The organism is Streptomyces sp. NPDC097129, from assembly GCF_055668065.1.
Window position 1 is genome coordinate 214,684 of record NZ_JBVOQE010000009.1, and the last position, 12,521, is coordinate 227,204.

14 protein-coding genes are annotated in these 12,521 nt (G+C 74.6%); 7 read left to right on the forward strand and 7 right to left on the reverse strand.

The genetic code is table 11. The features are described 5' to 3' along the window. Positions 1-134: 134 nt before the first annotated feature. Positions 135-695 (forward strand): VanZ family protein, encoded by a 561-nt coding sequence (locus tag AC0B9F_RS25670; RefSeq protein ID WP_472006468.1) that lies wholly within the window; start codon positions 135-137, stop codon positions 693-695. Between the two features lie 165 nt (positions 696-860). Next, entirely contained in the window at positions 861-2,093 is a 1,233-nt protein-coding gene (locus AC0B9F_RS25675; protein ID WP_472006470.1) for a ricin-type beta-trefoil lectin domain protein, read from the forward strand. Between the two features lie 15 nt (positions 2,094-2,108). Here the strand turns inward: AC0B9F_RS25675 and AC0B9F_RS25680 are convergent, their stop codons facing one another. The 4 genes from AC0B9F_RS25680 to AC0B9F_RS25695 all read right to left on the reverse strand — a co-directional run bounded on the left by AC0B9F_RS25680 (position 2,109) and on the right by AC0B9F_RS25695 (position 3,860). After that, entirely contained in the window at positions 2,109-2,345 is a 237-nt protein-coding gene (locus AC0B9F_RS25680; RefSeq protein ID WP_472006472.1) for a hypothetical protein, read from the reverse strand. After that, positions 2,342-2,647, reverse strand: coding sequence for a hypothetical protein (locus AC0B9F_RS25685; protein ID WP_472006474.1), 306 nt, complete (start codon positions 2,645-2,647; stop codon positions 2,342-2,344). Before AC0B9F_RS25685 ends, AC0B9F_RS25680 begins: the two co-directional genes overlap by 4 nt. Positions 2,648-2,785: 138 nt before the next feature. After that, on the reverse strand, positions 2,786-3,040 hold the full coding sequence (locus tag AC0B9F_RS25690; protein WP_472006476.1) for a hypothetical protein: 255 nt from the start codon (positions 3,038-3,040) through the stop codon (positions 2,786-2,788). A gap of 10 nt (positions 3,041-3,050) precedes the next feature. Continuing rightward, positions 3,051-3,860, reverse strand: a complete 810-nt coding sequence (locus AC0B9F_RS25695) for an SDR family oxidoreductase (protein ID WP_472006478.1) — start codon at positions 3,858-3,860, stop codon at positions 3,051-3,053. 421 nt (positions 3,861-4,281) lie between these two features. Here AC0B9F_RS25695 and AC0B9F_RS25700 point away from each other — a divergent pair, with 421 nt between their 5' ends. The 4 genes from AC0B9F_RS25700 to AC0B9F_RS25715 all read left to right on the forward strand — a co-directional run bounded on the left by AC0B9F_RS25700 (position 4,282) and on the right by AC0B9F_RS25715 (position 8,603). Further along, on the forward strand, positions 4,282-5,322 hold the full coding sequence (locus tag AC0B9F_RS25700; protein ID WP_472006479.1) for a PHP domain-containing protein: 1,041 nt from the start codon (positions 4,282-4,284) through the stop codon (positions 5,320-5,322). Positions 5,323-5,361: 39 nt separating this feature from the next. Next, the gene (locus tag AC0B9F_RS25705) at positions 5,362-6,018 is read left to right on the forward strand and encodes an HAD family hydrolase (protein ID WP_472006481.1); all 657 of its coding nucleotides are present in this window, start codon (positions 5,362-5,364) and stop codon (positions 6,016-6,018) included. A gap of 85 nt (positions 6,019-6,103) precedes the next feature. Beyond that, complete coding sequence (locus AC0B9F_RS25710) at positions 6,104-7,348, forward strand: FUSC family protein (RefSeq protein ID WP_472006483.1); 1,245 nt, start codon at positions 6,104-6,106, stop codon at positions 7,346-7,348. Positions 7,349-7,631: 283 nt separating this feature from the next. Further along, positions 7,632-8,603 (forward strand): SDR family NAD(P)-dependent oxidoreductase, encoded by a 972-nt coding sequence (locus tag AC0B9F_RS25715; protein ID WP_472006485.1) that lies wholly within the window; start codon positions 7,632-7,634, stop codon positions 8,601-8,603. Positions 8,604-8,610: 7 nt separating this feature from the next. On the opposite strand, the gene AC0B9F_RS25720 is transcribed toward AC0B9F_RS25715, so the two are convergent. Next, entirely contained in the window at positions 8,611-9,642 is a 1,032-nt protein-coding gene (locus AC0B9F_RS25720; RefSeq protein ID WP_472006486.1) for an alpha/beta fold hydrolase, read from the reverse strand. On the opposite strand from AC0B9F_RS25720, the gene AC0B9F_RS25725 reads away from it, so the two are divergent. Further along, positions 9,608-10,636 carry an SDR family oxidoreductase gene (locus AC0B9F_RS25725; RefSeq protein WP_472006488.1) on the forward strand — a complete coding sequence of 343 codons (1,029 nt, stop codon included), beginning with the start codon at positions 9,608-9,610 and terminating at the stop codon, positions 10,634-10,636. The genes AC0B9F_RS25720 and AC0B9F_RS25725 overlap by 35 nt on opposite strands. Positions 10,637-10,771: 135 nt before the next feature. On the opposite strand, the gene AC0B9F_RS25730 is transcribed toward AC0B9F_RS25725, so the two are convergent. Continuing rightward, a complete protein-coding gene (locus AC0B9F_RS25730) occupies positions 10,772-11,047 on the reverse strand; it encodes a hypothetical protein (RefSeq protein WP_472006490.1) in 276 nt (91 codons plus the stop codon). Between the two features lie 103 nt (positions 11,048-11,150). After that, on the reverse strand, positions 11,151-12,440 hold the full coding sequence (locus AC0B9F_RS25735; RefSeq protein ID WP_472006492.1) for an ROK family protein: 1,290 nt from the start codon (positions 12,438-12,440) through the stop codon (positions 11,151-11,153). Between the last annotated feature and the right edge of the window lie 81 nt (positions 12,441-12,521).

A 12,521-nucleotide genomic window follows, 5' to 3' on the forward strand; every position in this document is an offset into this window, starting at 1 on the left:
CTGCGCGGGGCGGCGCCGCGCGCGGTTGTGCACCCGGAGTGCCCCGAGCGCAGGAACGGAAACCGGCCGCCGGCCGCGGGGTCGGCGGGCGGCCCCGCGGAGTGTCCGGGCCGATCGCGGGTAACCGCCGTGCCATGCAGGGAACTTGGAGGGAATCCACCGTTGGCCGGCTGTCCTTCGCCAGGCGCAAGCCCCGCGCGCCGGAGCAGCCGCAGGGCGGTCAGGGGCCGCTGCGGCTGGTCGTACGGCTGCTGGTGATGGCGTGTGCGTTCGTTCTGATGGTGGCCTTCGCCGTGGTGCTGGCCCGGCTGACGCTGCGGCCCTCCCCCGCCTCGGAGGGGCTCACGCACACCAATCTGCACCCCGGGCGCTCGCTGAAGGCGTATCTGGACCAGCCGTCACTGCGCGACGCCGCCAAGCAGATCGGCGGCAATCTGCTGCTCGGTGTGCCGTTCGGCGTGCTGGTGCCGCTGGTCGCGCCGCGTGCCCGGCGCCTGCTGAAGGTGCTGCTGCTCACGGCGGTGGTGATGCTGCTGGTGGAGCTGGCGCAGGGCTCGATGATCACCGGGCGCGCCTTCGACATCGACGACGTCATCCTCAACACCACCGGGGCGCTGGCCGGTTATCTGCTGCTGGGGCGGCGCATGGGGCGGGCGGTGCACGCGCGGGCGGGGCGCGGGCGACGCGACCGGTGACGTCAGGGGTGGCGGCCCGCGCCCGGTCAACCCCAAGTCTGGACCAAGGGCTTGACGACCCCTTAGTTCATTCCTTAAATCAAGAGGCGACACGTACCACTCCCCCACCCCCCACCTCGCTCCGGCCTGCCCGCGCGCACGGGCCGCCGGACGGAAGGGAGAGCCGTGGCCCGCCCACGCCTGCTCCGCAGATGTCTCCTCGCCGCCGCCTCCGCCCTGCTCGCCGCGTCCGCCGCGGTGGTCCCGGCCCGGGCCGAGCCCTCCGGCGCGGCCCCGGCCGCCGCCGCGGTCTTCTCCGACACCTTCGACGGGCCCGCCGGAGCGCCGGTGGACTCCTCGAAGTGGCAGCTGGAGACCGGCGACAACGTCAACAACCACGAGCGGCAGTACTACACGTCCGGCACGAAGAACGCCGCCCTCGACGGGCAGGGCCATCTCGTCATCACGGCCCGGCGCGAGAACCCGGCGGGCTATCAGTGCTGGTACGGCACCTGCCAGTACACGTCGGCCCGGCTGAACACCGCGGGGAAGTTCACCGCGCAGTACGGTCACGTCGAGGCCCGGATGAAGATCCCGCGCGGGCAGGGCATGTGGCCGGCGTTCTGGATGCTCGGCACGCCGGTGAACTGGCCGGACTCGGGCGAGATCGACGTCATGGAGAACGTCGGCTACGAGCCGTCCACCGTGCACGGCACGATCCACGGCCCCGGCTACTCGGGCTCCGGCGGCATCGGCGCCCCCTACACCCTGCCCGGCGGTCAGGCCTTCGCCGACGCCTTCCACACCTTCGCCGTGGACTGGGCCCCGGACTCGATCACCTGGTCGGTGGACGGCACGGTCTACCAGCGGCGCACCCCCGCCGACCTGGGCGGCAAGACCTGGGTGTTCGACAAGCCGTTCTTCCTCATCCTGAACCTCGCGGTCGGCGGCTACTGGCCCGGCGACCCGGACGGCTCGACCGTCTTCCCGCAGCAACTGGTGGTCGACGAGGTCTCGGTGACCACCGGCGACGCGGCCACCGGGGCACCGATCCGCGGCCTGGCCGGCAAGTGCGCGGACGTCGCCGGCGCGAACTCCGCCAACGGCACCCCCGTCCAGCTCTACGACTGCAACGGCACCGCCGCGCAGGCGTGGACGGCCGGCGCGGACGGCACCCTGCGCGCGCTCGGCAAGTGCCTGGACGTCACCGGCCGCGGGACGGCGGACGGCTCGACGGTGCAGCTGTGGGACTGCTCGGGGGGCGCCAACCAGCAGTGGGTCGTCACCGCCGCGCACGACATCGTCAACCCGCAGGCGGACAAGTGCCTGGACGTCACCGGGGGCGGCTCCGCCAACGGCACCCGGCTGCAGATCTGGACCTGCACGGGCGGCGCCAACCAGAAGTGGACGCTCGGCTGAGCCGTCGCCCGGCGGTCAGTGCAGTGCCCAGCTGAACTTGCCCCCGCCCACCCAGCGGACGACGTCGGGGTCGTCCAGGTCGTGCACCGTGATCCCGTACGCGGCGGCCGCCTCCAGGACGCCGATCACGCTCGTCGCCTCACCGACGACCTCACCGTCGATTTCCACGATGCGAAACGGCGGCGTGCCCGGCTGGACCCCGAGCACCGTGATACGCGGTTGGGAGATGTAAGGGCTCGCGATTTCGGTCATGTCATCGAGAGTAGAGCGGAACCGGGACGAACGGGCCATCCGGACCCTTCGTCCAGCAGCTCCAGCGCCGCCTCCACGACACCCTGGGCGGCCGGGCGCCCGAACGTCCCGTATTCGCCCGGCCGGGCGGGCGCGGGGGCGACCGTACGGCCCTGTTCGAAGAGTTCGAAAACAAGCGGATCGATGTACGGGGCACGGCACGCCGCGGGCGTGTCGCCCAGGCAGCGGCTGACCTCCTTGACGGCCCGCACAATCTGGCGGTGCCGGGCCGCCTTGGTGGCGCGGCCGTCCTCGGCGGTCACGGCGACCGCGACGGCCGAGGACGGTGGCGTGCCAGGTGCGGAAGTCCTGGGCGGTGATCTCCGTGCCGGACAGCCGGCGCAGCGCCTCGTTCAGATCGGTGCCGTGCAGGCCGTGCCAGGCGCCGTGGTCCCAGTACGTCAGCGGGCGCTCGGTGCCGCCCTTGGCCGGGAAGCAGAAGGAGATCTCGCCGCGCGCCCGCAGGTGAGGTGGCCGTTGGGCCAGGGGCAGATCCACGCGTCCCGCCAGGCGGGCGGGATGGCGAGGGCACGGATGCGGGCCGGCTGCTCGGGATCGGTGACGGGACGTCCCTGCTGGTCCAGGCAGCGGAAACCGCGGCCGTGGCGGACGCGCCGGAAGCCGGGCCGGTCGCAGGAGACGGTACGCAGACGCACGGCCGGCCGCTCAGGGCCGACGCCAGTCGTCGCTGTCCAGGTGCGATCCGGCCTGTGGTCCCATGCGCAGCATGCCGCCGTCGACGGACCAGGACGCGCCGGTGACGTAGGAGGCGTCGGGGCCGGCCAGGAACGCGATCACCGCGGCGACCTCGCGGGCGTCGCCGGGGCGGCCGAGGGGGACGCCGGGCCGGGACTCCCGGTGCACGTCGGTGTCCTCCTGGCCGGTCATGGGGGTGGCGATCTCGCCGGGGGCGACGGCGTTGACGGTGATGCCGTGTTCGGCGAGCTCCAGCGCCATCACCTGGGTGAGCAGGCCGAGGCCGCCCTTGGCCGCGCAGTAGGGGGCGGCGCCGACGCGGGGCTGGTGCTCGTGCACGCTCGTCACGTTCACGATCCGGCCGCCGTCGCCCTGCCGGATCATGTGCCGGGCCGCTTTCTGCCCGCACAGGAACGGGCCGACCAGATCGACCTCCAGCACCTCACGCACGGTGTCCAGGTCCAGGTCGAGGAACGGCGTCATGGTGCCGGTACCGGCGTTGTTGACGAGGACGTCGAGTCGTCCCAGCCGGTCGCACAGCGCGTCGACGGCGTCGGCGTCACCGGGCAGCCGGGTGAGGTCCATCCGCTCCACCTCGGCCCGGCGCCCGTGCGCACGGACCTCCCGCGCGGTCTCCTCGGCGCCCTCGCGGTCGGTGTGCCAGGTGATCCCCACGTCCATCCCGGCCCGGGCCAGCGCCACGGCGGTGGCCCGTCCGATGCCCGAGTCGGCGCCGGTGACGACGGCGACCTTGCCGCCGGTGGGGCTCGGATCCGGCATGGGCTCCTCCTCGGACCTGAAACACGGCAAGGAACGGCGGTCGGCCATCGCAGTACCCGGGCCCGCACCGGACAAACAGCGGGCACAGGGCGCCGGGCGCCGCAGACAGGGACCGCGCCGGGGCCGCGCTGGACCGCACCGGGGCGCCGGCACATGCCGTCGCCCCGCCCGCGCCCCGGCCTCGCCTCGCCTCGCGGCTCCGCCGGGTCCGCCGGGTCCGCGGCCCCCCGCGAGAGCGCCCGCCCCCGCGCCCGCGTCGGGCATCGGCGGCGCACGGCACGCCGTCCGACGCCCCTCTCACCGCGGACGGAAGCAAGCCGCGGGAGGCGCGCGGGGCGGAGGGCCGGTGGGTGCCGCCGTCGCGTGTGCGTCGCCGTGCGTGCGCCGCCCGCGTGGGGAACCCTGGGGGCAGGAGGTGGCGATGGACCCCGTGGCGGCTCTGGAGCGGATCGCGTTCCTGTTGGAGCGGGCCCAGGAACCGACGTACCGGGTACGGGCCTTCCGCACCGCGGCGCGGGTGGTGCGGGAGTTGCCGGAGGAGGAGCTGCGGGAGCGGGCCCGGGACGGGACCCTGGAGTCCCTCAAAGGGGTCGGGCCGAAGACCGCGCAGGTGGTGCGGGAGGCCCTCGGCGGCCGGCCGCCCGGCTACCTGCAAAAGCTGGAGGAGGAGGCCGGCAAGGCACCAGCCGTGCGGGGCGGCGATGCGCTGCGGGCGCTGCTGCGCGGCGACTGCCATCTGCACTCGGACTGGTCCGACGGCGGCAGCCCCATCGAGGAGATGGGCCGCGCCGCGGCCGCGCTCGGCCACGACTGGGCCGTCCTGACCGACCACTCCCCCCGCCTGACGGTGGCCCGCGGCCTGTCCCCCGAGCGGCTGCGCGAGCAGCTCGGCGTGGTGGCGGAGCTGAACCGCACCTGGGCCCCGTTCCGGCTGCTCACCGGCATCGAGTGCGACATCCTCGACGACGGCTCCCTCGACCAGGAGCCCGAGCTGCTGGCCGAACTGGACGTCGTCGTGGTGTCCGTGCACTCCAAGCTCCGCATGGACGCCCGCGCCATGACCCGCCGCATGGTGGCCGCCGTCCGCAACCCGCACGCCGACATCCTGGGCCACTGCACCGGACGCCTGGTCACGGGCCGGGGGCGCCCCGAGTCCCAGTTCGACGCGGACGAGGTGTTCGCCGCGTGCGCCGAGTCCGGCACCGCCGTGGAGATCAACAGCCGCCCCGAACGGCTCGACCCGCCCCGCCGGCTGCTACGCCGCGCGGTCGAGGCGGGCGTGCTGTTCTCGATCGACACCGACGCGCACGCGCCCGGTCAGCTGGACTGGCAGATCAACGGGTGCGCCCGCGCCGAGGAGTGCGCGGTGCCCGCCGACCGCGTGGTGACCACCTGGTCCGCCGACGACCTGCTCGCCTGGACCCGCACCGGCCGGGTGCCGTCCGGCGTGACCGGCGGCTGACGTGGTACCCGTGCGAGCCGCGAGAGAAAGGATCACTGTATGGACCGCGCGGCCGTCTTCGACGTCGACGGAACCCTCGTCGACACCAACCACCTGCATGTCGTCACCTGGTGGGAGGCCTTCCGGCAGGCTGGTCACCGGGTGCCGATGCACGCCGTGCACCGGGCGGTCGGCCTCGGCTCCGACGATCTGATCGCCCATCTGCTGGGCGAGGACCGCGACAAGGACCAGGACGGCCGGCTGAGCGCCGCGCACACCGCGCTGTACGGCCAGTACTTCGACCGGCTGCCCGCGCTCGCGGAGGCCGGGGCGCTGCTGAAGCGGCTGCACGGCGACGGCTGGTCCGTGGTGCTGGCCACCTCCGCGAGCGGCCCCGAACTGAAGGCGCTGCGCCGCGCTCTCGACGCCGACGACGCGATCACGGCGACCGCAAGCTCCGACGACGTCGAGGAGGGCAAGCCCGCCCCGGAGCCCGTCGAGCACGCGCTGGAACTGGCCGGGGTGAGCGCCGAGCGGGCGGTGTTCGTCGGCGACACGGTGTGGGACATGCGGGCCGGCCGCCGCGCCGGGGTGCGCTGCGTGGGCGTGCTGTGCGGCGGCATCCCGCGCGCCGACCTGGAGGAGGCGGGCGCGCAGGCGGTCTACGCCGACCCCGCCGACCTGCTCGCCCGCCTGGACGACAGCCCCCTGGCGTGACCGGCGGAAGGACGCCGGTCCGCTCGCGCGCCGGGAGGACGGCACTGGGGCGTGATCAACGCGCGGACGCGGATACCCGTCGCGCATGACACGAGCGACGGACGCCGTACAGCGTGAGGTCCACGCCGTCGGCAGGGCGGTGAGCGCGGCCCTGCGCGGCCCGGGCCGCGAGCGGGATCTGGTGGTGCAGTCACTGAAGGCGGCGGCGGCCGGGCTGCTGGCATGGGTGGTGGCACGGATCTGGCTGAACGACCCGATGGCGCTGATGGCGCCCTGGGTGGCCGTCGTCCTGGTCCAGGCGACCGTCTACAGCTCGCTGCGCCGGGGCACCCAGCAGTTCGCCGCGATCTGCGCGGGCGCCCTGATCGCGTCGGCGGCACAGGCCGTGACCGACGACACGACCGGCGCGCTCGCCCTGTCGCTGCCGCTGCTGATGCTGCTGTCGAACTGGCCGCGCTTCGGCGACCAGGGCGTGTACGCGGCCACGACCGCCATCTTCACGCTGACCGCGGGCGCGGTGTCGCCGTCCACGGTCGGCCACCGCATCGGCCAGGCGGCCCTCGGCGCGGTGATCGGCGTCGCGGTCAACGCGTTCGTGCTGCCGCCGGTGCATCTGCGGGACGTCCGGGAGAACCTGTCGGCGCTGGCCCGGGAGGCGGGCGACACCCTGCATCTGGTGGCGTCGGGGCTGCGCGAGGGCGACTGGGACGCGTCGGTGACCGACGAGTGGTCCCGCGCCGCCGACCGCCTGCAGCGGCGGTGCCAGGCGCTCGGCTCGGCCCGTGCCTGGAGCGAGGAGAGCCTGCGGCTGACCTCCGCGCCGCTGCGCGCGCTGCACCGGGTGCCGCGGGGGGCGCCGCCGCGGTCGGAGGACGAGCGGTTCAGCCGGGTCGCCGGGCATGTCTCGGCGCTGACCCGCGCGCTGGCGGTCGCCGCCGACGACGCGCGTACCCCGGCCCCGCCCCAGGGTGAGGCGCTGCGGCTGTACGCGAGCCTGCTGGAGCTGATCGGGGACGCCTGCCGCGCCGAGGCGGACCGGCTCGGTGATCCGCACGCCGGGCCGCCGGTGGGGGACGCGCGGCGCGAGGAGGAGATGGAGGAGCTGCGGAGCCGGCTCCAGAAGAGTCTGCAGGAACACGTGGGGCTCGGGGCCTCGGTCGCGACGGTGCTCGGGACGCTGCTGCTCCAGGCGGAGAACATCTGGGCGGAGGCGGTACCGGGCCTCGACGGAGACGGCGATGACGCCGCCGAGAGCAGCGGCGACGGCGATTCCTCACCCGTGACGCAGATCACCCCAAACAGCGACAAGGCGGGGAACACCGGCCGGTAGTCACCACGTTGAACCCACCGTGGGTGCGGATGGGACAGTGTCCCCGGGCCTCACCTTTTGCCCACAGGGACGATCGTTCGGCTGAAGCCCTGTGGAGCCTTTCGCCGAGAGGCGACCGCCATCCGCGCCCACCACAGTCCGCCCCGACCGGCATCCCCCCGTCCGGCCGGGGCTTTTTCCTGCGCGGAGTGTGCGCGCGGAGTGCCGCGCGGAGTGTGCGCGCGGCGAGTGGCGCAGAGTGGCGCTTGACTTCGAGTGCGCTCCAATCCATAGCGTGCCGGGCATGAGCGACAGCGTCATCACCGCACAGCACAAGATCGGCTCCGGCTTCGGCGCCGGGTCCACCGCCGACGAGGTCCTGGCCGGCCGCGACCTCACCGGCAGGCTCGCCCTCGTCACCGGGGGCTACTCCGGCCTCGGTCTGGAGACCACGCGAGCCCTCGCCAAGGCCGGCGCCCGGGTCGTGGTGCCCGCCCGGCGCCCCGCCGCGGCGCAGGAGAGCCTGGCCGGCATCGACGGCGCCGAGGTCGACGACCTGGACCTCGGCGACCTGGACAGCGTCCGCGGCTTCGCCGACCGCTTCCTCGCCTCCGGCCGCACGATCGACTACGTCATCGACAACGCCGGCATCATGGCCTGCCCCGAGACCCGGGTCGGGCCCGGCTGGGAGGCGCAGTTCGCCACCAACCACCTCGGCCACTTCGCCCTGGTGAACCGGCTGTGGCCGGCGATCGAGCCGGGCGGCGCCCGTGTCGTGTCGGTGTCCTCGCGCGCCCACCACTTCTCCGGCATCCGCTGGGACGACCTGCACTGGCAGCGGGGCTACGACAAGTGGGAGGCCTACGGCCAGGCCAAGACGGCGAACGTGCTGTTCGCCGTCCACCTCGACCGGCTCGGCCGGGACCGCGGTGTGCGGGCCTTCTCCCTGCACCCCGGCGGCATCCTCACCCCGCTCCAGCGGCACATCCCCAAGGAGGAGATGATCGAGCGCGGCTGGATCGACGAACACGGCACCGCGCTCAACCCGGAGGGCTTCAAGACCCCCGCGCAGGGCGCGGCCACCCAGGTGTGGGCGGCGACCTCGCCCCGGCTGGACGGCATGGGCGGCATCTACCTGGAGGACTGCGACATCGCCGAGCCGGCCGTCGAGGGCGGCACCACCGGCGTCAAGGCCTGGGCCACCGACCCGGAGCAGGCGGCCCGCCTGTGGGAGGTCTCGGCCGGGCTGACGGGCGTGAACGCCTTCGCCGCATAGCCCCGTTTCAGCGACTCGTCGCGAACTCCCGGAGGTCCGACGTGAGTTGGCCGGCGTGGGTGGCGAACAGCCCGTGGCCGCCGTTGCCGTACACCTTCAGCGTGGCGTCGGGCGCCAGCTCGGCCGTGCGGCGGCCGGTGAGCTCCAGCGGCGCGGAGGTGTCGTGGGTGCCGTGGATCACCAGGACGGGCAGGTCGAGCTTGGTGATCTCCGGCGCCAGGTTCAGCCCGGCGATCAGCTCGCGCAGCGCGGCCCCGGCACGGGGTGTGGAGACGTGGCAGGCCCGGACCATGGACTGCACATAGGCGTCGGAGAGCTCGTTGCCCGGCAGGTGACGGGCGAAGAAGGAGTCCGCGCCGTCCGCGAAGAACGCGGAGCGGTCCCGTCGCACGGTGTCGTTGAACGCCCGCATCGCCTCGGGCTCCAGCCCGTCGGGGTGGTCGGCGCAGCGGACCAGGCCGGGAGCCACGCCGGACACCAGGGCGAGCCGGGCGACCCGCGCAACGCCGTGCCGGGTCAGGCAGCGCACGGCCTCCACGGTGCCGACCGAGTGGGCGACGAGGGTGACCCCGCGCAGGTCGAGGTGGTCGAGCAGGCCCTGAACGTCGTCGGCGAGGCTGTCCAGGTCGAAGCCGCCCCACACGTCGTCCGAGCGGCCGTGGCCGCGCCGGTCCAGGCCGACGCACCGGAAGCCCTCCTCCGCGAGCGGGATCGTCTGCGCCTGCCACATGTCCGTACCGAAATAGGCGCTGTTGACGAAGACGAGCACGGGTCCGTCGGCCGGTCCGTGGTCGGCGAAGTGCAGCCGGGCGCCGTCGACGGGGCTGGCGAAGTACGGCATGGGACGTCCTCCTGCGATCCGGTGGGCGGGTACGTCCCTCATCGTCGCGGCGGCCCGGGGCGCCGGTCGATTACCCGGGAGGTCATGGCCGTCGCCGTGCTGCGTGTCCGGCCGGGCGGCGGGTACCCGGGCCGTCCAGCCGCCGCGCAGAAGGGAGCCGAAGGTGAGCAGCACCTCGGGCAGCAGGATCGTCGTCACGGGCGCCACCGGCAATGTCGGCACCAGCGTGGTGCGGCTGTTGTCGCAGGACCCCCAGGTCGGGTCGGTGCTGGGCCTGGCCCGCCGGGTGCCCGACTGGTCACCGCCGAAGACGGAGTGGTCGGCCGTCGACCTGGCCTCCGAGCGGGCGGGCCTCGCGGAGCGCTTCGCGGGCGCGGACGCGGTGATCCATCTGGCGTGGGCGTTCCAGCCGACGCACGACCCGGCGACCACCTGGCGGACGAACGTCCTCGGCAGCATTCAGGTGTTCGAGGCGGCGGCGGCCGCAGGGGTGCCCGCGCTGGTGCACGCCTCCTCCGTCGGGGCGTACTCGCCGGGGCCGAAGGACCACGCGGTCGACGAGTCCTGGCCCACGCACGGCTGGCCCGATGCCGCGTACTGCCGGGAGAAGGCGTATCTGGAGCGGACGCTGGACACCTTCGAGCGGGAGCACCCCGGGACGCGGGTGGTGCGGATGCGGCCGGCGTTCCTGTTCAAGCGGGAGTCGGCCAGCGAGCAGCGCCGCATCTTCGGCGGGCGCCTCCTGCCCGGACCGCTGGCCCGCCCGGAGCTGCTGCCCTTCCTGCCGGACATCCCGGGGCTGCGGGTGCAGGCCCTGCACACCGACGACGCGGCCCGGGCCTACCAGCTCGCGGTCGCCTCCGACGCGCGCGGCCCCTTCAACCTGGCCGCCGAGCCCCCGCTGGACGCGCGGGTGCTGGGCGAGCTGCTCGGCGCGCGTCCGGTGCGGCTGCCGCGTACGGCGGCCCGCTCGGCGATCGCCGCCGCGTGGGGACTGCATCTGCTGCCGGCGTCGCCGCACCTCTTCGACGCGGTGCTCAGGCTGCCCCTGATGGACTGCACCCGCGCCCGGGTCGAACTCGGGTGGCTCCCGGAGCGCTCGGCGACCGACGTGATCCAGGAGTTCCTGGAGGGCCTCCAGCAGGGCGCGGGCGCGAAGACGGCCCCGATGGCGGGCCGGAAGGTGGGCTGAGAGGGCCGCCGGGGGCGCGGGCCCGGCGGGGGCACAGGCCGGGGGGGCTGGGGGCCGGGGCTCGGCGGGCTCACCTCTACGAGCCGTCTCCCGCCGGGGCCGCCCCCCGACCGCCGGGCCCCCCTGACCCCGCCCTCAGCCCGGCGGCTCGTCCGGGAGCGGCTCGCCCTGGTGGACGCCCCGAGGCTGCGACGCGCCCTCGCGGCCCGTGCCCGCCTCGTCGGTGTCGGGCACGTCGTCGGCCCCGCCGTCGTCCGCGGCGCCCTCGTCCCCGGCGCCCCGGTTGGCGGGCCGGGCGGCCGGGGTGGGAACCTCCCAGGGGTCCTCGCCGACGTCGGCCTGCTGGTCGGGCAGGTCACGCGGGATGGGGTCGCCGTTCTCTCCGGGCGCCTCGGCGCGATGCTCGTCCACGACATGCTCCTCTCCGCTCGTCCGGCCCCCGCGAGTACCGTGCGGCGGTCCCGCGAAACCCGCTCGGTGATCAAGGAAGCCGTACCCCTGCGGACGCGCCGGGTCAGCGCGGCACCCGGTCCTCCAGGGCCGTACGCCAGGCCGGCTCCGGGCTCTGCGCGGCCGGTTCGGGGCGGCGGCCGCCGCGGCCGAAGAAGTCGGCCAGCGGGAGGATCGCCGCGCCCACCGTCACCGCGTCGGGGCCCAGCCGGCCCAGTTCGACGGCGACCTTCTCGGCCGGGTGCCGAAGCGCGTACGCGGTGGCGTGGCGGCGCACCGCGGGCAGGAAGCGGGCGCCGAGCTGGAGGCCGGCCCAGCCGCCGATCAGGATCCGCTCGGGCTGGAAGAGGTTGATCAGGTCGGACAGGCCCGCGCCCAGGTACTCGGCGGTCTCCTCCAGGACGGCGAGCGCGACCGGGTCGGGCGCGGTGCCCTCGGGAGGGTAGGCGGCGGCGAGCATGGCGGTCAGGGCCGCCTCCTCGTCGCTGCCCCGCGGGGGCCGGCCGCCCTCCTCCGCCCAGCGGGCGAGCAGCGACTCGGCCCCGGCATACGCCTCCAGGCAGCCGAGGGCGCCGCAGCGGCAGCGCCGCCCCCGCACCCGTACGGTCAGATGGCCCCACTCCACGGCCCGCCCGTGTTCCACGTCCGGGGTGACCAGACAGGCGCCGACGCCGGAGCCGAACAGCACGACGACGGCGTTGCGGGCGCCGCGTCCGCCGCCGAACCACATCTCGGCCTGGCCGAGGGTCTTCGCGCCGTTGTCGATGAAGTACGGCACGGACTCCGGCAGCGGGGAGCCCGCGCGCAGCAGCGCCTCCAGCGGGGCGGCGTCCCAGCCGATGGTCTGCCCGTGCACGACGGCTCCGTGCTCGGGGGTGTGCTCCACGATCCCGGGGACGCCGATGCCGACGCCGAGCAGCGCCTGCGCGCCGGTGCCGGAGGCGGTGAGCACCTCGGCGATGCCGTCGCGGATGTGGCCGACGATCGTCTCGACGGCGTATCCCCGCTGTTCCAGCGGCCGCTCGGCGCGGGCCAGCTCGGTGAGGGTGAGGTCGAACAGCTCGACACGGACCCGGGTCTCGCCGACGTCGACGCCGATCATGCGGCCGCTGCCGGGGGCGACGCGCAGCAGGGTGCGGGGGCGGCCGCCGTCGGAGTCGACACTGCCGGCCTCCTCCAGCAGGCCGTCGGCGATCAGGTCGGCGACGACGTTGCTGATCGAGCCGGAGCTGAGCCCGGTGGCCGGGCCGAGCTCGAAGCGGCTGAGCGGCCCGTCGAAGTACAGGCGTTGGAGTACGGCCGTACGGTTGGCCCGCCTCAGATCGCGTACCGTGCGCCCGTTCCGCCCCGCCATGTGGCTCCCTCCGCCTTCGCCGATCTGCACCCTATCGCCGTAAGGCGCGGGATGACACTTTCCCCATCCCTTAGTTCATGG